The organism is Ancylobacter radicis, from assembly GCF_018449475.1.
Lineage (GTDB): Bacteria > Pseudomonadota > Alphaproteobacteria > Rhizobiales > Xanthobacteraceae > Ancylobacter > Ancylobacter radicis.
In genome coordinates this window covers 59,499-84,288 of the sequence record NZ_JAHCQH010000021.1, presented here as the reverse complement: position 1 = coordinate 84,288, position 24,790 = coordinate 59,499, and the positions used below count along the sequence as shown (strand labels likewise).

Sequence of the window (24,790 nt, the reverse complement as noted above, 5' to 3'; positions counted from 1 at the left end):
GGGACCGCGGAACCACCCCTCGCCGGGCGCGCGACGGGCCATGTGCTGGAAGCGCACATGGGTCGCGCCAGGCGCGGCGGTGGCGTCATGGCACCGTTGCAATTCCGTCACACGGCGAATTTTGATGGGGATGCCCGGCGGCATGCTCTCCGGCTTGCGCTTGACTCTCCCCAGCTTACGGCGCAGTGGCGATTCGCCTTTCCGGGGCCATTCCCCATTCCCGAGCCGCGCAGAAATTCATCTTTAATATCAAAAACTTATACCCCACGCCTCGGCACACCCCCGGAATCACCCCACCCCGTCACCGACACCCCCCCCGGAGGGGAAAAATAGGTGAGGAAACACCCGTCGCCGCGCACCCGAGAATCTTGCAAGTGAGTCAGAGATTTGCCGACTGATGTTCGTTTTTTGGTCAGCCGATTCGCCCATCCGGCGGGCAGCCGGCGCCCCAACGGCGTTGCACCGCGGGGGACCCATGTGTATGGTGTGTTCATCCGGTCCTGCCGGGCACTTCAGCGACAAGTTGAGTTTAGGTGCAGCTCATTCAGGCATGAGGAGGTAGTTGCGTGACTGTTTTACTACCCCTCAGCGCAGCCGGCCCTCGGATGGCTGGCTATTACATGACAAGACATGCCCATAGGGCACTCTTGTCCGAATGAGCCCGTGACCACATTCGTTTGTAGTTCATTATACAAAAACGAAATCTGCGACGGGGACGGCAAGTCTATTGCCGCGAAGGGGCTGCTATGATTGCGGGAATGAGCGTGAGCGGGGATGACGGAACGGGGCCGCGCGACGGCCTGCCGGATATGCCTTGCCAGATGTTCTATCCTTGTGACTCAGTCGCCCGGTCCCGGTCGCCGGAGGCGCGTCCTCCGAGCTGAACCACCTTTCCGGCCATAGCCGCTCATCGATCTGATTGAAGGCTGGCCGCGGCGCACGGCGCCACATCTCATTCATCGGCATTGATTGTCGCACGCCCTCGGCGCTGCCGTGCTTGCACGGTGCTTCAGCCGGGCGGGGTCCGTTGTCTCTGCCTTTCCCAAGAACCGCAAAAAACCAGCGGAGCTACGATGTTCAAATCCAACAGCCTTGAGCCTTCGGACGGTGTATCCTTTCCGGGTCCCGTCACGGCAGCCGGTTCCCCTGTCGATTTGGACACCGCCCCGCGCGATGCGTGGGAGAAGGTGCGTCGCCGCCTGCGCGCCGAGATCGGCGAGGAAGTCTATTCAAGCTGGTTTCCGCGCCTCGAACTCGACGGCATTTTCGGCGCCACCGCCCGCCTGTCGGTGCCCACGCGCTTTCTGAAGACCTGGATCCAGCAGCACTACATCGAGCGCCTCACCGCTCTGTGGAGCGAGGAACTGGGCGTCGAGCGCGTTGACCTCATCGTCCGCACCGCGGTGATGCGCGCCCCCGGCCTGCCGATGCGCCATGCCGCCGTCCCGACGCCGATGGTCCGCCCGGCCGGCGAGCCGCGCCCGGCCGCCTCCACCCCGATCCCCGCGCCGTCCCTGTCGGGCGATGTCGGCGGCGGCTCGCCGCTGGATCCGCGCCTGACTTTCGCGTCCTACCGTCTCGGCGATTCCAACCGCCTCGCCCATGCGGCCGCGCTCAAGGTGGCGGCCGCCCCGGCCGGCGCCGGCCCGGTGTTCAACCCGCTTTATCTCCATGCCGCCGTCGGCCTCGGCAAAACGCATCTGCTGCAGGCCATCGCCGCCGCCGGGCCGGAGCATGGCCGCCGCGTGGTCTATCTGACCGCCGAACGCTTCATGTATGGCTTCGTCGCCGCGCTGAAGACCCAGTCGGCCATCGCCTTCAAGGAGCAGCTGCGCGGCATCGACACGCTGGTGATCGACGACCTCCAGTTCCTGCAGGGCAAGAGCGTGCAGCAGGAATTCTGCCACACGCTGAACGCGCTGATGGATTCCGGCCGCCAGGTGGTGATCGCCGCCGACCGTCCGCCGACCGAGCTTGACGCGCTGGAGGAGCGAGTCCGCTCGCGCCTCGCCGGTGGCCTCGTGGTGGAGATCGCCCCGCTCGACGAGGAGCTGCGGATCGACATCCTGTCCGCCCGCGTCGGCGCCCTCGCTTTGCAGCATCCCGGCTTCAACGTGCCGCCGGATGTGCTGAGCTTCATCGCCCGCAATTGCGGCCAGAACGGCCGGGATCTCGACGGCGCGCTGAACCGGCTGCTGGCGCATAACCAGCTCACCTCCCGCGCCATCACGCTGGAGATGGCCGAGACCGCCGTGCGCGACCTCGTGCGCTCCTCCGAGCCCAAGCGCGTGCGGGTGGACGACATCCTGCGCATCGTCGCCAAGCACTACAATGTCACGCGCGCCGACATCCTCTCGCAGCGCCGCACCGCCAATGTGGTGAAGCCGCGCCAGATCGCGATGTATCTCGCCAAGATGCTCACTCTGCGCTCGCTGCCGGAAATCGGCCGTCGTTTTGGCGGGCGTGACCACACCACGGTGCTGCACGCCGTGCGCAAGATCGAGGGCCTGGTCGGCAGCGACCGCGCGGTGGCGGACGAGATCGAGACGCTGAAGCGGCTCGTCAGCGACGATTAGGCGCGCGGCGCCGGCCGGGGGATGGCGGCATGCCCGCTATCCCCGCTTCTATCCCCATTATTTCGCCGCATCGCAGCACCCCGCGCTTGCCTTGGCGCAGGCATGACGGCAATGTCGACGCCCCCGGCGGCGCGCCTGCGCCGTCCGCCCGGGGCGCACGATGCGGGTCGATGCCTCGCCGTCTGCGCCCTGTGCGTCTCTGGTTTCTCGTAATGCTACGGGTGTCGCGGCCATGAAGGTCACTGTCGAGCGGGCCGAGTTGCTCAAGTCACTCGCCCACGTTCATCGTGTCGTTGAGCGGCGCAACACAATCCCGATCCTCGCCAATGTGCTGATGCGCACCGATGCGCGGGGCCTCGCCCTGCGCGCGACCGATCTGGATATCGAGATCGTCGAGACGATCTCCGCCGAAGTCGGGCAGGAAGGCGCCACCACGGTGCCGGCGCATACGCTCTACGACATCGTGCGCAAGCTGCCCGAGGGCGCGCAGGTCCAGCTGGAGACCTCCGGCGACCGCGGCACGCTCACCGTGCGCGCCGGGCGCTCGCGCTTTGCCCTCCAGACCCTGCCGGAAGGCGAGTTCCCCGATCTCGCCGCCGGCGAGATGACGCACCGCTTCACCCTGCCGGGCGGGGAGCTGAAGCGCCTCGTCGACAAGACGCAGTTCGCCATCTCGACCGAAGAGACCCGTTATTATCTCAACGGCATCTATTTCCATGTAGCGGACGCCAATGGCCCGGTGCTGCGCGCCGTCGCCACTGACGGGCACCGCCTCGCCCAGGCGCAGACCGCCGCCCCCGAGGGCGCGATCGGCATGCCGGGCGTCATCGTGCCGCGCAAGGCGGTGGCGGAAATCCAGCGCCTTGCCGAGGATGGCGATGCCGAGGTCACGGTGGAACTCTCCACCGCCAAGATCCGCGTCTCGCTCGACCGGGTGGTGCTGACCTCGAAGCTGATCGACGGCACCTTCCCCGATTACGGCCGGGTGATCCCGGTCGGCAATGACAAGACGCTGGTGGTCGACAAGGCCGAGTTCGCCTCCGCCGTCGACCGCGTCTCGACGGTTGCCAGCGAACGCGGCCGGGCGGTCAAGCTGTCCATCGGCGACGGCAAGCTGACGCTCTCCGTCACCAACCCGGATTCGGGCAGCGCGACCGAGGAGCTGGAAGTCGAATACGCCTCCGAACCGATCGATATCGGCTTCAACAGCCGCTATCTGCTCGACATCACCTCGCAGATCGAAGGCGGCACCGCCGAGCTCAAGCTCGCCGATCCGGGCTCCCCGACCCTGTTGCAGGATCCCGAGAAGCGCGGCGCGCTCTATGTGCTGATGCCGATGCGCGTGTGAGCGCGCCCACGGCCCCGCGCGCCCGCATCCGGCGGCTCCAGCTCGCCGATTTCCGCAGCTACCACGCCGCCGAAATCCGCGCCGGCGACGGCCCTGTCGTACTGGTCGGCGCCAATGGCGCCGGCAAGACCAATCTGCTCGAAGCCATCTCGCTGCTCTCCCCCGGCCGTGGCCTGCGCCGCGCCGGGCTCGACCAGTTCGCCGCGCGCCGGCCGGACGGCGCCCGCGCGCCGGGCTGGGCGGTCTCCGCCCGCGTCGAGGGCGCCTATGGCGAGGTGATGCTCGGCACCGGCGTCGAGGCCGGACCGGAGGAGGCCCGTGCCCGCCGCTGCCGCATCGACGGCGAGCCGGTCGGCTCGGCCGCCGCTTTCGCCGATCATCTGCGCGTGGTCTGGCTGACCCCGGACATGGACGGACTGTTCACCGGACCACCCTCCGAGCGCCGCCGCTTTCTCGACCGGCTGGTGCTGGCGGTCGATGCCGAGCACGGCGCCCGCGTCAACGCGCTGGAGCGAGCGCTTCGCTCCCGCAACCGCCTGCTGGAAGACCCCTCCACCGATCCGCGCTATCTCGATGCCGTCGAGCAGGAACTCGCCGCGCTCGCCATCGCCGTCGCCGCCGCCCGGCTGGAAACCGTGCGCCGCCTCGCCGCCGGCATCGCGCTGGGACGCGACGACGCCTCCCCCTTTCCCTGGGCCAGCGTGACGCTGGAGGGCGAAGTCGAGCGCGCGCTGGCGGAGCGGCCGGCGACCCTCGTCGAGGACCAGTACCGCGCCGCCCTCGGTGCCGCCCGCCCGCGCGACCGCGCCGCCGGGCGCACGCTGGAAGGCCCGCATCTGTCGGACCTCTCGGTCGGCCATGGCCCGAAGGGCATCGCCGCCGCGCTCGGCTCCACCGGTGAGCAGAAGGCGCTGCTGATCGGCCTCGCCCTCGCCCATGCCCGGCTGGTCGGGGAGATGGTCGGCATGGCGCCGGTGATGCTGCTGGACGATGTGGTGGCCTATCTCGATCCCACCCGCCGCGCCGCTCTGTTCGAGGCGCTGGAGCGGCTGGCCGGACAGGTGTGGATGACCGGCGCCGACCCCTCCGCCTTTGCCGCGCTGGGCGATCGGGCCGAGCGTTTCCTCGTCACCCCCGGCCATGTCGTCCCCGCCGGTCAGCCCGCCGATAACAGCACTTGACCTCGCTCGCGCGTACGCGCACGAGTGCGCCATCATGAATATGATCGACCTTGCCGTCTTCGCCGCCGCCCTCGCCCTTGCCGCCGCCTCGCCGGGGCCGAGCGTGATCGCGCTGGTGGCCCGCACGCTGGCGCGCGGGCGCGAGGGATCAGGGCCGCTGCTCGCCGGCATCGTGCTCGGCGACATGGTGTGGCTTGCCGCCGCCGTGCTTGGCCTCGCCGCGCTGGCGGCCACGCTCGGCTCGCTGTTCGTGCTGGTGCGCCTCGCCGCCGCCGCCTACCTGATCTATCTCGCCTGGAAGCTGTGGACCGCCTCCGCCGCGCCCGCGCAGGCAGCGACGATCCGCGAAGCGGATTCGCGCCTTGGCCTGTTTCTCACCGGTCTCGGCATGACGCTCGGCAATCCGAAGGCGATGGCGTTCTACCTCGCTTTGCTGCCGACCATCGTCGATCTCGACCGTCTGACCATGCTCGGCTTCGCCGAGCTGTGCGCCATCATCACCCTCGTGCTGGTCGCCGTGTTCGGCAGCTATGTGGCGCTCGCCCACCGCGCCCGGCACTTTGCCGGGAGCGCGCGCGGCGTCCGCCTGATCAACCGCGCCTGCGGAACCGCCATGGCGGGCGCGGCGGTGCTGGTAGCGACGAAATAAACGCGCATTTGCGCTACAAAAGAACCCGTCAATTCAAGCGATTCGAAGAGCTGCATCCATGGCCGAGCCCGACAACGTCCCGACCCCGGCCTCCAATGGGGAAGACTACGGCGCGCAGTCGATCCAGGTGCTGCGCGGGCTCGACGCGGTGCGCAAGCGGCCGGGCATGTATATCGGCGACACCGATGACGGTTCCGGCCTGCACCACATGGTCTATGAGGTCGTGGACAACGCCATTGACGAGGCGCTGGCCGGCTATGCCGACGAGGTCACCGTCACGCTGAACGCGGACGGCTCCGTGACCGTGACCGACAATGGCCGCGGCATCCCGACCGACATCCATACCGAGGAAGGCGTCTCGGCGGCGCAGGTCATCATGACCCAGCTGCACGCCGGCGGTAAGTTCAACCAGAACTCCTACAAGGTCTCCGGCGGCCTGCACGGCGTCGGCGTCTCGGTGGTCAACGCGCTCTCCACCACGCTCGATCTCACGATCTGGCGCAACGGGCTTGAGCACCATATACGCTTCCGCAACGGCGACGCCGAAGCGCCTCTGGCGGTGAAGGGCCCGGCGCCGGAAGGCAAGCGGGGTACCATGGTCACCTTCGTGCCCAGCCCGAACACCTTCACCCACATCGAATTCGACTACGCCACGCTGGAGCACCGGCTGCGCGAGCTCGCCTTCCTGAACTCCGGCGTGCGCATCGTGCTGACCGATGCGCGGCACCCGGAAGTGAAGCGCGAGGAGATGATGTATGAGGGCGGCGTCGAGGCCTTCGTGCAGTATCTCGACCGCTCCAAGCAGGCGCTGCTGCCCAAGCCCATCGTGATCCGCGCCGAAAAGGACGGCATGATGGTGGAATGCGCCCTCTCGTGGAACGACAGCTACCACGAGAACGTGCTGTGCTTCACCAACAACATCCCGCAGCGCGATCGCGGCACCCATTTCACCGGCTTCGCCGCCGCGCTGACGCGCCAGATCATCGGCTATTCCGAGCGTTCCGGCATCGCCAAGAAGGAAAAGGTCGACCCCACCGGCGAGGATTGCCGCGAGGGTCTGACCGCCGTGCTCTCGGTGAAGGTGCCGGACCCGAAATTCTCCTCCCAGACCAAGGACAAGCTGGTCTCTTCCGAGGTGCGCCCGGTGGTCGAGGCGCTGGTCAACGAGGCGCTCGGCAGCTGGCTGGAGGAACACCCCAGCGAGAGCAAGTCGCTCGTCACCAAGGTGGTGGAAGCCGCCGCCGCGCGCGAGGCCGCGCGCAAGGCCCGCGAGCTGACCCGCCGCAAGAACCCGCTCGACGTCGCCTCCCTGCCCGGCAAGCTGGCCGACTGCCAGGAGCGCGACCCGGCGAAGTCCGAAATCTTCATCGTCGAGGGTGACTCGGCCGGCGGCTCCGCCAAGATGGGCCGCAACCGCGCCTTCCAGGCCATCCTGCCGCTGCGCGGCAAGATTCTGAATGTCGAGCGCGCGCGCTTCGACAAGATGCTGTCCTCGGACCAGATCGGCACGCTGATCACCGCGCTCGGCACCGGCATCGGCCGCGACGACTTCAATGTCGACAAGCTGCGCTACCACAAGATCATCATCATGACGGACGCGGACGTGGACGGCTCCCACATCCGTACCCTGCTGCTGACCTTCTTCTTCCGGCAGATGCCGGAACTGCTGGAGCGCGGCCACATCTACATCGCCCAGCCGCCGCTCTATAAGGTCACGCGCGGCAAGTCCGAGCAGTATCTCAAGGACGAGCGGTCGCTGGAGGACTATCTGATCCAACAGGGCCTCGACGAAGCCTCGCTCATGCTCACCTCGGGCGAGGTCCGCACCGGCAGCGATCTCAACCATGTGCTGGAGAGCGCCCGCTCCTTCCGCCATGTGATGAACGGTCTGCACCCGCGCTACAACCGCGCCGCCGTCGAGCAGGCGGCCATTGCCGGCGCCTTCGCGCCGGGCCTGCTGATCGAGGAGGAGCGCGCGGCTGACGTCGCCGCCCTCGTCGCGACCCGCCTCGACCGCATCGCCGACGACACCGAGCGCGGCTGGACCGGCACGGCCGATCCCACAGGCTTCAGCTTCACCCGCGTGGTGCGCGGCGTGAAGGAAGTGGCCGTGCTCGACGCCACCTTCATCGGTTCGGCCGAGGCGCGCCGTCTCGATGCGCTGGCCGCCGATCTTCAGGAAGTCCATGCCGACCCGGCCACGCTGCGCCGCAAGGGCACGGAAACGCTGGTCTATGGCCCGATGGACCTGTTCGACGCCGTCACCGATGCCGGGCGCAAGGGCATTGCGCTCCAGCGTTACAAAGGCCTGGGCGAGATGAATGCCGAGCAGCTCTGGGAAACCACGCTCGACGTCAATGCCCGCTCGCTGCTTCAGGTGAAGGTCAAGGAGGTCGCCGATGCCGACGACCTGTTCAACCGGCTGATGGGCGATGTGGTGGAGCCGCGCCGCGAGTTCATCCAGGACAACGCCCTGCGCGCGAGCGTGGACGTCTAGTTCGGTCGACGTCTGACCCGCTCAAAGGCACCGGCGGCAATCCGCCGGCGCCCTTCAGCGCGACGCGATCCGCCCGCCGATGCGGGCGGTGCCCTTCTCGCCATTGTCGCGCAGCCAGGCCACCTGCCCGTCGCCGATACGGGTGAGAACGAAGCACATAGGCTTGCCGTCGTACCAGCTCTCGAAACGCTGGCAGAGCCGGTCATCGGCGATCCACCAGCGCCCCTCATCCTTGGGCTGCGCGAGGCGGCCGAGGCCGACCGCGTCGCCATCCCCGTCGACCTTGCCGTCCGGGTGATAGTTCAGCGGAAACTCGCCGCCCAGCGGCGCGGCAAGGAAGATGTGGCGGCCGATGATCTCGCGGCGGATATCCTCCGCGCTCAGTTCGGATGCGACCGCCGGGGCGGCGATCAGCAGCCCGGCCATTGCGAGGCAGTGCGCTTTCAGCATCATGGAACCTCCTGTCCAGCGATGGAACGTGCCAAGCTCGGTCCATTGCTACGCAGCAGGAGAGCGCCCGGATCTCTGGCGAAAAAGTGAGGCGCCGCCCCCTCGCCCGACAGGCGCATCGCCCCATAGTCTCCCGCAGCTTCCGCAACGACAGGAGACGCGCCATGCCCCGCCTCGCGCACCCGTTCACCCGCTGCCCGCTGCTGTCCGCGACGATCGTCGCCGGCCTGCTGACCGCCCCCATTCTGTCGCCCGCGCTCGCCCATCACGGCTGGAGCTGGGCGGAATCGGAGAAGATGACGCTGGAGGGCACGATCACCGCCATCTCCATGGCCCCACCCCATCCGACGCTGCGTGTGCGCGCCGCCGACGGCCGGGACTGGCAGGTCGACCTCGGCAATCCCCGGCAGACCGCCGCCTCCGGCTTCACCGGGCAGACGGTAAAGGTCGGCGACGCCATCACCGTGCTCGGCAACCGCTCGCGGGACTCCGATGAGGCGCATATGAAGGCGGTGCGCATCACCATCGCGGGGAAGAACTACGACATGTATCCCGAGCGGATCGGCGCCAACTGACGCGCGCCGGGACGCGACGAGGTGGATGCTCTCACGCCTTTCACCGAGGCGCTCGCCGGCTGGCCGGGGGCGCGGGCGCTGCGCGCCTCTTGGGTGGCCTATCTGCTGGTCAACGCCGCCCACATCCTCGGCATCGCCCTGCTGGTCGGGCCGATCCTGACGCTGGATGCGCGGCTTCTGGGGCTGTGGCGCGCCGTGCCGCTCGCCGTTCTGGCGCCGCTGCTCACCCGCGTCGCCGCCGGCGGGCTGGGGCTCGCCCTGCTCACCGGCTTCTGGCTGTTCACCGTCCAGCCGGCGGACTATCTCGGCAACCCCGCCTTCCTCGCCAAGCTCGCGCTGCTCGCTCTGGCGCTGGCAAATACCGGCCTCCAGCACTCCCGGCCGGCCTGGCGGACGGCGCGGGCGGGCGGGGAGGTGACGGCAGGGGTGCGCCTGTCTGCCGGCCTCTCGGCGCTGCTGTGGATCGCGGTTCTGGTCGCGGGCCGCTGGATCGGCTTCGCCTGAAGCCCTACTCGCCTCCCGCCCGGTCCCGCTCTAGAGTGCCGCACATCCTGCCGCCCTGAGTCCCGCGTGTTGCCATGACCATGTTCTCCGCCTCCGCCCGCACCGGCGCCCGCCTTCTCGTCGATGCGCTCATTGCCAATGGCGTCACCCGCGCCTTCGGCGTGCCCGGCGAGAGCTATCTCGATGTGCTCGACGCGCTCTCCGACACGGAGGTGGACTTCGTCATCTGCCGGCAGGAGGGCGGCGCGGCGATGATGGCGGAAGCGGTGGGCAAGCTCACCGGGCGGCCGGGCATCTGTTTCGTCACGCGCGGGCCGGGCTCGACCAATGCCAGCGCGGGCGTGCACATCGCCCAGCAGGATTCCACGCCGATGATCCTGTTCGTCGGCCAGATCGCCCGCTCCATGCGCGGGCGTGAGGCGTTTCAGGAAGTGGATTACCGCGCCGTGTTCGGCCCGCTGGCCAAATGGGCGGTGGAGATCGACGAGGCCGCCCGAATCCCCGAGATCATCGCCCGCGCCTTCCGCGTCGCCATGCAGGGCCGCCCCGGCCCGGTGGTCATCGCCCTGCCCGAGGACGTGCTGAGCGAGCTGGCCGAGGCGCCGGATGCGCCGGCCGTGGAACCCGCCGAGACCTGGCCGGGCCTCACCGACATGATGCGCCTACAGAAGATGCTGTGGGCCGCCAAAAAGCCCCTGATGATCCTCGGCGGCGCGCGCTGGAACCCGAAGGCCATCGCCTCGGTCACGCGCTTTGCCGAGCGTTTCGACCTGCCGGTCGCGGTCTCCTTCCGCCGGCAGATGCTGTTTCCGGCTGACCACGCGTCCTATGCCGGCGATATCGGCTTTTCGCTCAACCCGAAGCTCGGCGCCCGGCTGAAGGAGGCGGACCTCGTCATCCTCGCCGGCGGTCGCTTCGGTGAAGTCCCCTCGCAGGGATACAGCCTGCTGGGCATTCCCGATCCCGGCGTGCCGCTGGTGCATGTCCATGCCGACCCGGACGAACTCGGCCGCGTCTACCAGCCGACGCTGGCGATCAACGCCTCATCGGCCGCCTTCGCCGCCGCGCTGGAAGGGGTGCAGCCGCCCAACTCCATCGTCTGGGGTGAATGGCGGGCCGGTGCGCGGGCGGATTATCTCGGCTGGACCGAGGACCCGCCGGCCAATCCCGGACCGGTACAGATGGCGACGCTGGTGCGTTATCTGCGCGCCCTGCCGCCGGAAACGACGATCTGCAACGGCGCCGGCAATTTCGCCATCTGGGTGCACCGCTTCCACCGCTTCCGCGCCTTCGGCTCGCAGCTCGCGCCGACCTCGGGCTCGATGGGCTACGGCCTGCCCGCTGCCATCGCCGCCAAGCGCGCGCAGCCCGAACGCCCGGTGGTCGCGGTGTGCGGCGACGGCGATTTCCTGATGACCGGTCAGGAGTTCGCCACGGCCGTGCAATATGGCGTGCCGGTGGTCGCGGTCGTCGTCGACAATGGCATGTACGGCACCATCCGCATGCATCAGGAGCGCGAATACCCCACCCGGGTCTTCGGCACGAGCCTGAAGAACCCGGATTTCGCCGCCTATGCCCGCGCCTTTGGCGGCTTCGGCGTGACGGTGGAGCGCGACGAACGGTTCGTCCCGGCGCTCGACGCCGCCTTCGCCTCCGGCCTGCCGTCCATCGTCCATGTGAAGCTCGACCCGGAGGCGATCACCCCCTCCACCACCCTCACAGCCCTGCGCGAGAAGTCGCTCGGGGACCGCTCGGTGAGCTGACCGGACCGGCGCGCGTTTACTCCGGCGCCTTGTGGATCGGATCGACCCAGTACACCGCCTCCGGCTTCTCCACCGGGTCGATATCGGTGATGTTCACCACCACCGCCTCATTGTCGGAGCGCACCAGCACGCAGTCGAGCGGCTGGCCGGGATCGGCGTTGATCTCCTGATGCGGCACATAGGGCGGCACGAAGATGAAGTCGCCCGCTTCCGCCTCGGCGACATATTCCAGCCGCTCGCCCCAGCGCATGCGGGCCTTGCCGCGCACCACATAGATCACGCTCTCCAGCGCGCCATGGTGATGCACGCCGGTCTTGGCGTCGGGCTGGATGGTGACCGTGCCGGCCCAGATCTTCTGCGCACCGACGCGGGCGAGGTTGATCGCCGCCTGCCGGAACATGCCCGGCGTCTGCGCCGTCTGGGGGTCGAGCCGGTCGCCCTTGATCACGCGCACGCCGTCATGTTTCCAGCGCGCATGATCGTGCGGGTGGTGCCCGTCATCGTGGTGCCGCTCGTCAGGATCATGCGCCATGCCGTCCTCCCGGTGTGCGCGGCGTGTCTCCACCGCTTGAACGCCAGACTAGGAGGCGGCGCTCCTCGACATCAAGTCCGTCGATATCAAGTCCCCCGCATCAAGCCTGCGGCGCGACCTGATACGGCACCACCGTCACCGGCGCGGCCGCCAGCCGGCGATAGAGGCTGCGCTTCTGCACGATGGGCCACCAGTCATAGAGGAAGATTTCCATCGGCCGCCAGTTCGCGACCCAGCCAAGGATCATGAAGCCTTCCAGGATGAAGGACGCAATATGCGTGGTGCCGGACAGAAGATTGTACAGCACCTGCCCGATCACGACGCACAAGGCCAGAACCACCAGACCGACCCCCAGCGCCTGCCGCCCGAGCCGCAGCAATTGCGACAGCTCGCGCGAGCCACGCTCGGCCTGCGCCGCGAAGAAGCTGGCAAAGGCGACGCTGAGGCCCCGCGCCGCTTCCGTGTCGGCGGCCGCCGCCGGCATGTGGATGAAGATGGCGATCGGCGCGGTCGAGGGCATGTCGACGGCCTCGTCATAGATGTGCTCGTCGACCTCGCCCGCGATGTCGCGCTCGCGGAACGGGTACGGGTCCATCATGTCGAACAGCTGGAGGACGTCCGTGACGTGCAGGTCGATCCGGCCCTCGACGTAAACCACCATGATGCGCCCCCCAGCCCACAGAAAACCCGCCGGGCATTGCACCGGCGGGGATCGTTCCTGAAGCCGCAGACGACTAGGCAGCGCCCTTGGCGAGTTCCCCGGCCAGCGCGCGGGCGATCAGCGCGCGCGTTTCCGGGATGCCATAGGCCGCGACGAAGGAGCCGAAGCGCGGGCCTTCCTTCTCGCCGAGCAGCAGTTCGTAGAGCGCGCTGAACCAGGCGAAGGTGACGCCCGGCCCGCCGGTCGGGCTCTTGCGTTTGTGGTCCTGATAGCGCGGCTCGGCGCGGCCGACATCGAGCACCGCGTTCTGGATCGCGTCACGGTCCTCGCCATCGACCTGCGCCAGCGCGGCGTCGAGCGCGGCAAGCGCCTTCGCTTCCACATCGTCCGGCAGACGGTAGACCCGGCGCGGCTTCACCCGGTCGACGAAGTAGCGCACAGCATAGCCGGCGAGCTGGTCGAGCGTGGGATGGGTGGCCGGCGAGGTGCCCGGCGCGTAACGCTCGATGAAGCGCCACAGCACGGCCTTGTCCTCGGCATTGGAAGCGGAGGCGAGCTTCAGCATCAGGCCGAAGGTCAGCGGCAGCTCCTCGACCGGCGGGTTGCCGGCGTGGATGTGCCAGACCGGGTTGCCCAGACGGTTCTTCAGATCCTGCGCGGGGTAGCGGGCGAGGAAGTTGAAATACTCGTCGACCGCCTTCGGGATCACGTCGAAATGCAGCTTCTTGGCCGAGCGCGGCGACTGGAACATGTACAGCGCCAGACTCTCCGGGCTGGCATAGGTCAGCCAGTCGTCAATGGTGATGCCATTGCCCTTGGACTTCGAGATCTTCTGGCCGTTCTCGTCGAGGAACAGCTCATAGACGAAGTGCTCGGGCGCCACGCCGCCGAGGATGTTGCAGATCGCGTCATAGATCGGCGCGTTGGTCTGGTGGTCCTTGCCGAACATCTCGAAATCGACGTCGAGCGCCGCCCAGCGGGCGCCGAAATCCGGCTTCCACTGCAGCTTCACATTTCCGCCGGTGACGGGGACGGTCTTCTCCTCCCCGTCTTCATCGGTGAAGGTGACGGTGCCGGCCTTGGCATCCACCGCCTTCAGCGGCACATAGAGCACACGGCCGGAGGTCGGCGAGATCGGCAGGAAGGGCGAATAGGTCGCCTGCCGCTCCTCGCCCAGCGTCGGCAGCATCACCTCCATGATCGCCTCATACTTCTCCGCCGCCTTCAGCAGGACCGCGTCCAGCTTGCCGGAGAAGTAGTAGTCAGTGGCGCTGGCAAACTCGTAATCGAAGCCGAACGTGTCGAGGAAGCGCCGCAGCATCGCGTTGTTGTGGTCGCCAAAGCTCGCAAAGCCACCGCCGAACGGGTTCGGCACCTTGGTGAGCGGCATCTGCAGATAGGGCTTGAGCGCGGCCGGGTCCGGCACGTTTTCGGGAATCTTGCGCATCCCGTCCATGTCGTCCGAGAAGCACAGCAGCCGCGTCGGGATCTTGTCTTCGGTCAGCACGCGGAAAGCGTGGCGCACCATGGTGGTGCGCGCCACTTCGCCGAACGTGCCGATATGCGGCAGGCCCGAGGGGCCGTAGCCGGTCTCGAACAGGACTTCGGCTTTGGGTTTCCGCTTCAGGCGCTCGACGATCTTGCGGGCCTCCTCGAACGGCCATGCGCCGACGGTCTCCGCCAGCTCGCGCAGTTCGGCTGCATCTGCAACATCTTCGACCTGAGCGGTCGCCGTCATGGTCTGCCCTCCTGGGCTTTATCTCGGAAAAGGGGCGGCAACCGGCAAAGCCGGGCGCGCGCGTCATGCTCTAGGTAGTGGAGCCGCCCGCGTCAATAAACGCTGATCGGAAACCAGCGCAGATAGAGGTCGGTATAGACCCCCTCCTCCCACAGCCGGGCCAGCGCGTAGTTCAGCGACTGGCGCAGCGCCTCATTGCCCGGCTTCACGGCGATGCCCATGCCCTCGCCGAAATACAGGCTCTCGGTGAACGGCCCGCCGGCAAAGGCGCAGCAATCGGCCGAGGCCGTGCCGTTGAGCCACAGCGCGAGCTGCACGCCGTCGCCGAACAGCAGGTCGACCTCGCCCTTCTGCAACGCCTCGCGCGCCGCCTCGGGGGTGGAGAAGGAGCGCACCGCCGCCTCGGCGAAGAAGTCGCGCAGATAGGCCTCATGCGCCGTGCCGCCGACCACCGCCACCTTGCGGCTCGCCACCGCATCGGGCGACACGTCGCTCAGCCCGTCGGCGCGGCGTGCGACGAAGCGGGCGGGCGAGCGGAAATAGCGGTCGGTGAAATCCAGCATCTGCCGGGTGGCGGGGGTGACGGCGATGCCCGCGATCGCGGCATCCGCCTTGCCCTCCTCCAGCGCGGCGACAAGCTGGTCGAACGGCACCACTTCCAGCGTGCAGGTGATGGCCAGCTCGGTGCAGATGGCGCGGGCGATATCGACATTGAACCCGGCCGGACGCCCGTTCTCGTCGCGGAAGCTGAACGGGGGATAGTCATCCGTGGTGGCGAAGCGGATCTGCGTCGGCAGGCGGGTGACATCGGGCCGCTCCGGGCGCCGGTTCGGATCCCAGAAGCCGGGCACCGCGACGCTCGGCAGGGTGATAGGGGAGGCGGCGCCTGGGGGAGCGGCATTTGGGGCCTGAGCATACGCGATTTGAGGTATTGAAATACCAAGCGCCAGCAAAACTGTCGCAGAAAGCTGCGACAATCGACGCATTACAGAATTACCGCTCAAACTTGGCCTCACCCTTGCCTTGCCGTGTCGCCCGCGCGCAGCGACTTGTACCGTGGCGCGCGGGCGAAGGCGAGTGCCCCTTGAGCCAGCCCGAGGCCCGGATGCGACCGCAGACAAGAGTGCGCGTGCTGGATTCCGGCCCGGATCTCGACCTGCCGGTCGAGATTGCCGGCATTGTCGACCGGCTGGAGCCCGGCGACCTCGCCTATGCCCAGAGGCGCGCGCGCCTGATCGGGGTGAGCGCCGACGAGGTGCTGATCGCCAGCGGCGTGGTGACCACAGACGCGGTCGGCGAGGCCGCCGCGCGCCGGCTCGGCCTGCCCTTCACCCGGCTGGAGACCGTCGCCTCCGGTTCCGGCCCGCACCCGCCCCATGCCGATCTTCTCGCGCTGATGCGCTCCGGGCTGATGCGCGGCACTCAGGGACGGCTCGTCCTCGCCCCGCGCGGTGACGGGCTGCGCGCGCTCGCCGCGCGGCTGGCACTCCGCCCCGAGCTGCGCGAGGAGATCGCGCTCACCACCCCGGAGCGCCTCGCCCTCTATGTGCGCCGCCGCTTCGCCCCGACACTGGCGCGCCATGCCGCCTACGGCCTGATCGAACGCAGTCCCGATCTCAGCGCCGGCACGCTCGGCCCCTCGCGCCTGATCTTCGGCCTGTGCGCGGTGCTGCTCGCCCTGCTGCCCTTCCTGCTGCACAGCGCGCCCGGCCCGCTCGCCGTCGCGCTGGCGCTGGCCATCGGCGTGGTGCTGCTCGGCTGGAGCTGCCTGCGGCTCACCGCCGTGATCACCCCGCCCGAGCCCGCCGATCCGCCGCTGCTGGCCGACCGGCTGCTGCCCCGCTACAGCCTGATCGTCCCGCTCTACCGCGAGGCGCGCGTGGTGCCGCAGCTGATCGAGGCGCTGCTGGCGATCGACTATCCGCGCGAGAAGCTTCAGATCCTGCTGGTAATCGAGCCGGACGACGCGGAAACCGCCACCGCCCTGCTCGCCCAGAAGCTGCCGGCCCATGTCGAGATCATCACCGCGCCCGATCTCGGCCCGCGCACCAAACCCAAGGCGCTCAACGCGGCGCTGGCCTTCGCGCGCGGCGGCCTGATCGGCGTGTATGACGCCGAGGACCAGCCCGATCCGCTGCAATTGCGCCGGGTCTGCACGCGGTTCCGGCTGACCGGCGACCCGCGCCTCGGCTGCGTGCAGGCCCAGCTCGCCATCGACAATCTCGACGATGGCTGGATCACCCGCCAGTTCGCGGCGGAATATGCCGGCCATTTCGACGTTCTGCTGCCCATGCTCGGCGCCAATGGCATGCCATTCCCGCTCGGTGGCACCTCGAACCATTTCCGGCGCGAGGCGCTGGAGAGCATCGGCGCCTGGGACCCGCACAATGTCACCGAGGATGCCGATCTCGGCGTGCGCCTCGCGCGGCGCGGCTGGCACATGGCGGTGATCGCCTCGACCACCGACGAGGAAGCCCCGCGCCGCTTCCGCGCCTGGCTGCGCCAGCGCACGCGCTGGTACAAGGGCTGGATGCAGACGCTGCTGGTGCATGCCCGCCAGCCGCGCCGCCTCGTCCGCGAGGCCGGCCCCGGCGCGGCCCTCGCGCTGTTCGTCCAGCTTGCCGGCGGCGTCGGGGCGGCGCTCGTGCACCCGTTCTTTCTGCTGGCGGTGCTGTGCGACCTGACCGCCACCACCCCCGCGCCGCCCTCGACGGCGCTGGCGCTGGTCGACGGCCTCGGTGTCACCGTGCTGACGGTCGGCTATGCGAGCGCGCTGCTGGTCACCGGCCTCGGCATGCGGCGGCGCGGCCTTCCCGGCATGGCGCGCACCCTCGCGCTGATGCCGCTCTATTGGCTGATGATGTCGCTCGCCGCCTGGCGCGCCGTGCTCCAGCTCATCGTCGCCCCGCAGCATTGGGAGAAGACCGATCACGGCCTGGCCCGCACCTCGCGCCGGCGGCCCCGGCTGGTGCGGGCGCCGCGCGCTACAAATAGCGGCGCAGATCGGCCGCGGCTTCGGCCGGCGGGCGCTTCAGGTTGAACGGGGCGATGAACTCGCCGTCCTTGCCCATCAGATAGACGATGGCGGTGTGGTCCATCGTGTAGTCCTCGCCCTGCGTCGGCACCTTCTTGGCATAGGCGCGGTAGGCCTTGGTCACGGCGGCCACCTGCTCGGGCGTGCCGGTCAGCCCCTGAATGCTCGGGTGAAAACTGCCGAGATAGGATTTCAGCGTCTCCGGCGTGTCGCGCTCGGGATCGACGGTGATGAACAGCCCGGCCACCTTGCGCGCATCCGGCCCCAGCGCCTCGAAAAGCTGCGACATCTCGAACAGCGCGGTCGGGCAGATGTCCGGGCAATGGGTGAAGCCGAAGAACACCAGCGTCGGCTCGCCGGCGAAGGTCTCCTGCGTCACCGTCTGGCCATCCTGGTCGACCAGCTCGAACGGCCCGCCGATCGCCACCGTGCTCGCCGGCACGGGGCCGCGCGGCAGCAGCGCCAGCGCACCGCCGACAATGATCACGGCGCCGATCACGAAGGCCGAGAGGAGGATGAGAACGCGGCGGTTGGCCATGGGAAGACGCCCTTGCGAAATGAGTGGACGCCGGCCCGAGACCCGGCGCGGGCGCCTAGAAACAATAGGCCACCCCGGCCGCCACGATGTCGAAGAAAACGGCGGCACCGTGGCGCGCCCAAAGGCCGATCGCCGCAGCGAGCAGCAAGACGATGCCCAGCCCCACGGCCCAGCGTGCGAGTTGCGCCTGCGTGCAAAAGAATGTCATCTCGTCCGCCGTGGGGTTACCCGACACATCATATTGTGTAAACCGTGATGACTTGGATTCAAACGGATTGATGTGCCTGGCTTGCACTCGTTAGAGATTAGTAATCAAATGACACCATGGGTGGTTGTGCGGGCAACCTCCCTGATTTAGTCAGGGCGCGTGCTCCAAGGTCTTTCACGAGGTCGATCACGCGCGGATGGGTGGGCGGACCAATTGGTTACGGTCAAAATCGGGCAACCGAACCCGCCGGGTTCGCAATTGTCGTCAGAACAGCAGCCGGCTGATCCCCGGTTTGCCAGCGTGATCGCAGCCATCGACTCCATGGCTGACGGTTTTGCATTGTTCGACCCCCAGGACCGCCTTGTGATCCACAATCGCCGCTTTGTGGAATTCTTTCCCTTCCTTGAACAATTGGGCGACCTCCACGGCTTCACCTTCTTTGCCCTCGCCTCGGTGCCGAGCGGCGAATGGGCACGGGTGGCCGACCCGGAATCCTATGTGGCCGAGCGCATGCGCCGGCACGCGGCGGCCGACGGCACGCCGTTCGAGATCGCGCTGGAGGATGGCGGCTCGGTTCAGGTCCGCGAATGCCGCACGCCGGATGGGGGCATCGTCTCGCTGTGGAGCGATGTCACGCGCATCAAGCTGGCCGAGGCCAAGCTGCTGGAGGCCGTTGACGGCATCCATGAAGGCTTCATCCTGCTCGATCCCGACGAGCGTGTCGTGCTGTCCAATGCCTGCCTGAAGCACATGTTCGCCAATGCCGGGATCGAGATCACCACGGGCGCCCGCCTGTCGGACATTCTCGGCGAGGCGCAGGCCCGTGGCCTGTTCGCCGCCGAGGCCGGCTCGATCGACCAGATGCTGGCGCAGGTCCGCCAGTCGCGCGAATTGCGGGCCGAGATCCCGCTGCGCGACGGCAGTTGGATGCTCGCCAGCCACCGGCAGATCCCCAATGGCTGCACGGTCGGCATCTGGACCGACCTGACCGCGCAGAAGCGGCGCGAGAACGAGCTGATTACCGTGCGCGAGCAATTGCGCCAGCAGACCGAGGCGCTGGCCGATTTCGCCCGCCTGGTCGCGCTTCAGGCGCGCAGCGACATGCTCACCGGCCTGCCGAACCGCTTCGCGCTGGAGGAGCGGCTCGACCAGATGCTGCGCGACAACGACCCGCGCAACATCTGGGTCGGCATCATCGACATCGACCATTTCAAGGGCGTCAACGACGCCGTCGGCCATGCGGCGGCGGATGAATTGCTGCGGGAAGTGGCGTTTTTCCTGCGCGGCCAGCTGCGCGGCGACGATCTGCTGGTGCGCGTCGGCGGCGACGAATTCGCGATGATGCTGACCGATATCGACGAGCGCGACGCGCTGCGCATCGCCCGCCGCATCAACACCGCCGTGCACAACCACCCTTTCCACATCGGCGGGCGCGCCTTCACCCTCGGGCTCAGCATCGGGCTGGTGCGGGCCAACGGGACGCAGAAATCGGTCTCAAGCCTGCTCGCCGCCGCCGACACCGCCTGCTATGTCGCCAAGGAATCCGGCCGCGACCGGGTGCAGCTCTACGATCTCGGCGATCCGAAGGTGAACAGCACCCGCCAGCGCATGAGCTGGGCCGAGCGTATCCAGCTCGGGCTGGAACTCGACCGCTTCCACATGCATCTGCAGGCGATCGTCGGCCATGATGAAAAGGTGCTCGGCTATGAGGCGCTGATCCGCCTGGTGGACGAGACCGGCACCTGGTGCCAGCCCTCGCAATTCCTGCCCGCCGCCCAGCGCCTCGGCCTGATGGGACGGATCGACGCCTGGGTCTGCCGCCACGCGGTGGATTACGCGCTGCGCCTGATCCAGCGCGGGGCCAATCAATATGTCTCGATGAATATCGGCGCCCACTCGCTGGCCGATATCGCGTTCCAGCGCAATTTCATGGACATGCTGGACCTCAATCCCGGCATCGAGGCGGCGCTGCGGATCGAGGTGACGGAGACCGAGGGCCTCGACGATCTCGGCGAGATCACCAGCTTCCTCACCGAGCTGCGGGCGCGCGGCGTGCATGTCTATCTCGACGATTTCGGCAATGGCTACAATTCGTTCGAGTCGCTCAAGCGCCTGCCGGTGGACGGCATCAAGATCGACTGGACGGTCACGCGCGACATACTGCGCGACCCCATCGACAAGGCGCTGATGAAGGCCGCCATCTCCATCGCCAGTTCGCTCGGCCTCGAACTCGTGGCCGAGGGCGTCGAGGACGAAATCCAGCTCGCCAAGCTGCGCGAGCTGGGCGCCACCATGTATCAGGGCTTCCTGTTCCACCGCCCGGCCGACGCCGAGAGCGTTCTGGCCTGAGCGTGCTGACCCGAGCGGTTCTCGCCCGAGGCCCGGCGCCGTCAGGTCCCCTGCCCCGCCTCATCGCAGAACAAGATCTCAGGCGGCGATCAGCACCGCCTCGCCAATATCGAGGCTGAGCGTGATCGGCGTGCCGACCGGGTGCGCGCTGATGATCTCCGCGCCCGTCACCCGCGTCTCGACCAGACCGATGCCCGGCACCTCCACCCGCGTGATGGTGTGCGAGCCCTGGTAGATATGCGCCGCCACCGTGCCGGTAAGGAGGTTCGCTCCGGCCTCGCCGGGCAAGGCCGGGCGCACCTGCTCGGGGCGCAGGAAGGCCTGCACCTCGGCGCCGTCATTGAAGCTCCACTGCGCCCGCGCCGGCGCGGTCAGCCGCCCGACGCCCGGCAGCACCAGCGCCGCCATCTCCCCGGCCCGCTCGTAGCGCGCTTTCGGCAGCGCGTTGATCTCGCCGATGAAAGAGGCGACGAAGCCATTGGCCGGCGTGCGGTACAGCTCGATCGGCGTCGCCACCTGCTGCACCTCGCCGCGATTCATCACCACGATCCGATCCGACAGGCTGAGCGCCTCGCCCTGGTCATGGGTGACGAAAATGGTGGTCAGCCCGGTCTTGCGATGCAGGTCGGACAGTTCGACCTGCATCTGCGCGCGCAGATTCTTGTCGAGCGCGGAGAGCGGCTCGTCGAGCAGCAGCACCTTCGGGCGGATGACGATGGCGCGGGCCAGCGCCACGCGCTGCTGCTGGCCGCCGGAAAGCTGGCGCACGCGCCGCGATTCCATGCCGGTAAGCTTCATCATCTCGATCGCCCGGCGCACCTCGGCCTCGATCTGCGCCTTGGGCAGCCTGCGCATCTTCAGGCCGAAGGCGACGTTGTCGAACACATTCATGTGCGGAAAGAGCGCGTAGCTCTGGAACACCATGCCGATGTCGCGGCGATAGGGCTCGACCTCGGTGAGATCGACGCCGTCGACGATGATCTTGCCGGCGGTCGGGGTGACGAAGCCGGCGATCATGCCCAGCAGGGTGGACTTGCCGCAGCCGGACGGCCCGAGCAGGGTGATGAACTCGCCGCGCCCGACCGTCAGCGACACATCGGCGACGCCGACCGCCGCGCCGAACTCCTTGCGGACACGGACGATCTCGACGGCATCTCCGGCGGGGCTGTCGGGGCGGGTGTGGGGCGTCATGAGGCAGGTCTCCGGCACGTCGAACGGGATCAGTGGGTGTCGATCGCCAGCACCCGGCGCAGGCCGAAGGCCCGGTCGGCGATGAACATGATGAGCGTGGTGACGATGATCAGCATGGCCGAGACCGCCGACACGGTCGGGTCGGCATATTCGCGGATGTAATTATACATGGCGACCGGCAGCGTCTGGGTCCGGCTGCCCGTCACATAGAGGGAGGCGGTGAATTCGGTGAGCGAGAGCACCGCCGCGATCAGCCAGCCGCCCGCCATGCCCGGCAGCACCAGCGGCAGCTCGATGCGCATCAGCACCTGGAACGGCGAGGCGCCGAGATTGGCGGCGGCGCGGGCGAGGTTCGGGTCGATATTGGCGAGGCTGACATAGACCGCGCGGGTGACGAAGGGCATCACCAGCACCATGTGCGCCAGCACGATCATCACATAGCCCTGCTGCAGCCCGAAGGCACCGCCGAGCAGCAGGAAGCCGAAGCCGAGCGTGAAATGCGGGATGATCAGCGGCGACCACAGCACCGCCTCCAGCAGCCCCCGGCCCCGGAAACTGTAGCGTTGCACCAGCCAGGCGAAGGCCGAACCGACGATCAGCGCCAGCGTCGAGGCGAAGCCGGTGACGATCAGCCCGTTGCGGAAAGCGATCTGGAAGTCGGGATAGGTCAGCGCCTTCTCGTACCACTGGAAGGACACGCCCTCGGACGGGAAGGCGAGGATCTCGGTCGGGTTGACCGAGGTCATCAGCACCACCAGCGTCGGCAGCGTCATATAGGCGAGGATCGCCGTGACGAGGCTCCAGAAGGCGAAGGATCGCATATCGGCCTCCTCAGGCGATCGCCAGCCGCTTCTCGATGCGGCTGGTGGCGGATTTCATCAGGACGAGGCTGCCGAGCGCGCTGACCAGCGCAATCAGGCTGAGCGTCGCGGCGAAGGGCAGGTTGAGCACCGAGAAGCCCTGGAGATAAGCGAGGTTGGCGATCATCAGCACCTTGCCGCCGCCAATCAGCTGCGGGGTGGAGAAGGCGCTCATGGTCCAGGCGAACACCACGACGATGCCGGAGAGAATGCCCGGCAGCGTGAGCGGCAGCGTCACATGCCAGAACACCGCGCCGGGGCTGGCGCCGAGATTGGCGGCGGCCTTCTCGCAGTCACGGTCGACATGGCTGATCGCGGTAGCGAGCAGGATGATCATCACCGGCATGGAGAACTGCACCAGCGCCACCACCACGCCGAAGCGCGTGTACATGATCTGCAAGGGCATATCGATCAGCGACAGCTTGCGCAGCATGGAGTTGATGAAGCCGTCCGAGCCCAGCATCAGCATCCAGGAGAAGGTGCGCACGATCTCGCCGGTGAACAGCGGCGTGATGGAGAGCGAGACCAGCAGCGAGCGCACCCAGTCGCGCCGCGCCCGCACCAGCGCGAAGGCCACCGGATAGCTCAGCAGCAGCGAGAAGATCGCCGTCAGGAAGCTGATGTAGAAGGTGTCGAGCATCACCCACCAGTAGATCGGCCGGTTGATGCGGGTGAAATTGTCGAGCGTGAAGCCGCCCACGTCGAGCGCGCCGGGAATGAACGCGCGCACGCTGTATTGCAGCACCTCGAACATCGCCGCGACCAGGATCACCGCCGTCAGCACGGCGGGCGCGAGGAAGGTGATGAAGAAGGGGCGGCGCTGGGTCATGGGTCTATAAAGGTGGTTCGCGTTGACGTGGGTGCTTCGAGACGCGGGGCGATGCCCCGCTCCTCAGCATGACGAGGTGCAGGGATGAGCGATAATGACAGAGGCTTTTCAGCCTCCATCATCAACAAGCGCGCGTCATCCTGAGGTGCCCGGCACAGCCGGGCCTCGAAGGACGCAGGCGCTGCCCGCCGGAGAACGGCCCCCGCAGGTGGCCCCTGGTCCGTCATGCCCGGGCCGGACCCGACCATGACGGCATTCTTGGGAAGGTCGCCGCCTTCAGTGCATCATGTTCTCGGTGAACCACGCCTTCCACTGCGGCAGCAGGGTGGCATAGGTCTTGTCGTCGACCAGGATCGCTTCCTTCTGGATCTGCTCGGCGCTGGTGAAGATGCCGGGCAGGCTGGCGATGGCCGGGTCGAGCTTGGCCTTGGGGTTCATCGGCGAGCATTTGTGGAAGTTGCAGAGCTGCGCCAGCATCTCCGGCTCCAGCGCCAGATTGATGAACTGCTGCGCCAGCTCCTTCTTCTTCGAGCCGGCATTGATGCCCCACACATCGGTGCCGACCACGGCGCCTTCCTTGGGCACCTCGATCTTCACCGGCAGGCCGAGCTTTTCGAGGTGATAGCCGTTGATGTTGAGCAGCACCTGAACCGGGGTTTCGCCGGTGCGCATCAGGTTCTGGCTGGTGGCGTCCGACTGGTAGAAGGCCTTGATGTTCTTCTTCAGCTCCAGCAGCTTCGGCTTCACCTTGTCCCACTCGGCCGGGCTCACGCCGGCGAGGCGTGTGGCGGCGATGATGATATGGCTGGGGTCGAAATCCGGCAGGCCGAGCTTGCCGGCGACTTCGGGGCTCCACAGCACTTCCCAGCTGTCGATCTTGAAGTCCTTCGGCATGGAATCGGTGCGGAAGGCCGGGGTGTAGACATAGACATAGTCCGACACGGTGTAGTCGGAGCGCCGCGCCAGCGGGTAGAGATCCGCCGCGTTCGGGATCTTGGAATAGTCCAGCTTCTCCATCAGCCCGTCGGAATAATAGAGATAGCCGACATGGGCGGTGGTGTTGACGAGGTCGGATTCCGGGTTGCCCCGCGCCACCTTCGCCTTGGCCAGACGGTCCAGCGTACCGCCGGTGATGTACTCGACCTCGACGCCGGTCCGCTTGGTGAATTCCTTGCCGATGATCTCGACGCCGGCCTTCCAGTTGCCGCCCCAGGTGCTGACGACCAGCTTCTCCTGGGCCGAGGCCGCACCGGCACTGGCCATCACGGCCAGCGCACCCAAAGCAATGCACAGCTTCTTCATGTCCC

General features: G+C 67.7%; 21 protein-coding genes. 10 read left to right on the top strand and 11 right to left on the bottom strand.

The window, feature by feature from the left end:
* The first annotated feature begins 1,154 nt into the window (after nucleotides 1–1,154).
* From dnaA to gyrB, 5 genes are all read left to right on the top strand, one after another.
* Nucleotides 1,155–2,576, top strand: a complete 1,422-nt coding sequence (dnaA, locus tag KIP89_RS16595; RefSeq protein WP_250152580.1) for a chromosomal replication initiator protein DnaA — start codon at nucleotides 1,155–1,157, stop codon at nucleotides 2,574–2,576.
* A gap of 232 nt (nucleotides 2,577–2,808) precedes the next feature.
* Nucleotides 2,809–3,924: a DNA polymerase III subunit beta gene (gene dnaN, locus KIP89_RS16590; protein ID WP_213756705.1), complete on the top strand. Its 1,116-nt coding sequence runs from the start codon at nucleotides 2,809–2,811 to the stop codon at nucleotides 3,922–3,924.
* Complete coding sequence (recF, locus tag KIP89_RS16585) at nucleotides 3,921–5,105, top strand: DNA replication/repair protein RecF (RefSeq protein WP_213756704.1); 1,185 nt, start codon at nucleotides 3,921–3,923, stop codon at nucleotides 5,103–5,105. Before dnaN ends, recF begins: the two co-directional genes overlap by 4 nt.
* Nucleotides 5,106–5,139: 34 nt before the next feature.
* The gene (locus KIP89_RS16580) at nucleotides 5,140–5,754 is read left to right on the top strand and encodes a LysE family translocator (protein WP_213756703.1); all 615 of its coding nucleotides are present in this window, start codon (nucleotides 5,140–5,142) and stop codon (nucleotides 5,752–5,754) included.
* 58 nt (nucleotides 5,755–5,812) lie between these two features.
* Nucleotides 5,813–8,251, top strand: a complete 2,439-nt coding sequence (gyrB, locus tag KIP89_RS16575) for a DNA topoisomerase (ATP-hydrolyzing) subunit B (protein WP_213756702.1) — start codon at nucleotides 5,813–5,815, stop codon at nucleotides 8,249–8,251.
* A 54-nt stretch (nucleotides 8,252–8,305) separates the two neighbouring features.
* Here the strand turns inward: gyrB and KIP89_RS16570 are convergent, their stop codons facing one another.
* Nucleotides 8,306–8,704 (bottom strand): hypothetical protein, encoded by a 399-nt coding sequence (locus KIP89_RS16570; RefSeq protein WP_250152579.1) that lies wholly within the window; start codon nucleotides 8,702–8,704, stop codon nucleotides 8,306–8,308.
* Nucleotides 8,705–8,865: 161 nt separating this feature from the next.
* Here KIP89_RS16570 and KIP89_RS16565 point away from each other — a divergent pair, with 161 nt between their 5' ends.
* The 3 genes from KIP89_RS16565 to KIP89_RS16555 all read left to right on the top strand — a co-directional run bounded on the left by KIP89_RS16565 (nucleotide 8,866) and on the right by KIP89_RS16555 (nucleotide 11,543).
* On the top strand, nucleotides 8,866–9,276 hold the full coding sequence (locus KIP89_RS16565) for a DUF6152 family protein (RefSeq protein ID WP_250152578.1): 411 nt from the start codon (nucleotides 8,866–8,868) through the stop codon (nucleotides 9,274–9,276).
* 21 nt (nucleotides 9,277–9,297) lie between these two features.
* A complete protein-coding gene (locus tag KIP89_RS16560) occupies nucleotides 9,298–9,780 on the top strand; it encodes a DUF2214 domain-containing protein (RefSeq protein WP_213756701.1) in 483 nt (160 codons plus the stop codon).
* 80 nt (nucleotides 9,781–9,860) lie between these two features.
* Nucleotides 9,861–11,543, top strand: coding sequence for a thiamine pyrophosphate-binding protein (locus tag KIP89_RS16555; protein ID WP_213756926.1), 1,683 nt, complete (start codon nucleotides 9,861–9,863; stop codon nucleotides 11,541–11,543).
* A 16-nt stretch (nucleotides 11,544–11,559) separates the two neighbouring features.
* Here the strand turns inward: KIP89_RS16555 and KIP89_RS16550 are convergent, their stop codons facing one another.
* From KIP89_RS16550 to KIP89_RS16535, 4 genes are all read right to left on the bottom strand, one after another.
* A complete protein-coding gene (locus KIP89_RS16550; RefSeq protein WP_213756700.1) occupies nucleotides 11,560–12,075 on the bottom strand; it encodes a cupin domain-containing protein in 516 nt (171 codons plus the stop codon).
* A 100-nt stretch (nucleotides 12,076–12,175) separates the two neighbouring features.
* Nucleotides 12,176–12,736, bottom strand: coding sequence for a hypothetical protein (locus KIP89_RS16545; RefSeq protein WP_213756699.1), 561 nt, complete (start codon nucleotides 12,734–12,736; stop codon nucleotides 12,176–12,178).
* Between the two features lie 73 nt (nucleotides 12,737–12,809).
* On the bottom strand, nucleotides 12,810–14,474 hold the full coding sequence (locus KIP89_RS16540) for a lysine--tRNA ligase (protein ID WP_213756698.1): 1,665 nt from the start codon (nucleotides 14,472–14,474) through the stop codon (nucleotides 12,810–12,812).
* A gap of 92 nt (nucleotides 14,475–14,566) precedes the next feature.
* Complete coding sequence (locus tag KIP89_RS16535) at nucleotides 14,567–15,460, bottom strand: ABC transporter substrate-binding protein (protein WP_213756697.1); 894 nt, start codon at nucleotides 15,458–15,460, stop codon at nucleotides 14,567–14,569.
* A 143-nt stretch (nucleotides 15,461–15,603) separates the two neighbouring features.
* On the opposite strand from KIP89_RS16535, the gene KIP89_RS16530 reads away from it, so the two are divergent.
* Entirely contained in the window at nucleotides 15,604–17,514 is a 1,911-nt protein-coding gene (locus KIP89_RS16530; protein ID WP_369807180.1) for a glycosyltransferase, read from the top strand.
* On the opposite strand, the gene KIP89_RS16525 is transcribed toward KIP89_RS16530, so the two are convergent.
* Nucleotides 17,459–18,046, bottom strand: a complete 588-nt coding sequence (locus KIP89_RS16525; RefSeq protein ID WP_213756695.1) for an SCO family protein — start codon at nucleotides 18,044–18,046, stop codon at nucleotides 17,459–17,461. The genes KIP89_RS16530 and KIP89_RS16525 overlap by 56 nt on opposite strands.
* A 55-nt stretch (nucleotides 18,047–18,101) precedes the next feature.
* Complete coding sequence (locus KIP89_RS16520) at nucleotides 18,102–18,254, bottom strand: hypothetical protein (RefSeq protein WP_213756694.1); 153 nt, start codon at nucleotides 18,252–18,254, stop codon at nucleotides 18,102–18,104.
* A gap of 321 nt (nucleotides 18,255–18,575) precedes the next feature.
* Between KIP89_RS16520 and KIP89_RS16515 the strand changes: the two genes are divergently transcribed.
* A complete protein-coding gene (locus tag KIP89_RS16515) occupies nucleotides 18,576–20,603 on the top strand; it encodes a putative bifunctional diguanylate cyclase/phosphodiesterase (protein ID WP_250152603.1) in 2,028 nt (675 codons plus the stop codon).
* 78 nt (nucleotides 20,604–20,681) lie between these two features.
* Here the strand turns inward: KIP89_RS16515 and KIP89_RS16510 are convergent, their stop codons facing one another.
* From KIP89_RS16510 to KIP89_RS16495, 4 genes are all read right to left on the bottom strand, one after another.
* Complete coding sequence (locus KIP89_RS16510) at nucleotides 20,682–21,794, bottom strand: ABC transporter ATP-binding protein (RefSeq protein ID WP_213756692.1); 1,113 nt, start codon at nucleotides 21,792–21,794, stop codon at nucleotides 20,682–20,684.
* Between the two features lie 29 nt (nucleotides 21,795–21,823).
* A complete protein-coding gene (locus KIP89_RS16505) occupies nucleotides 21,824–22,615 on the bottom strand; it encodes an ABC transporter permease (RefSeq protein ID WP_213756691.1) in 792 nt (263 codons plus the stop codon).
* 10 nt (nucleotides 22,616–22,625) lie between these two features.
* Nucleotides 22,626–23,483 (bottom strand): ABC transporter permease, encoded by an 858-nt coding sequence (locus tag KIP89_RS16500; protein WP_213756690.1) that lies wholly within the window; start codon nucleotides 23,481–23,483, stop codon nucleotides 22,626–22,628.
* A 276-nt stretch (nucleotides 23,484–23,759) separates the two neighbouring features.
* Nucleotides 23,760–24,785, bottom strand: coding sequence for an ABC transporter substrate-binding protein (locus tag KIP89_RS16495; protein ID WP_213756689.1), 1,026 nt, complete (start codon nucleotides 24,783–24,785; stop codon nucleotides 23,760–23,762).
* Nucleotides 24,786–24,790: the final 5 nt, after the last annotated feature.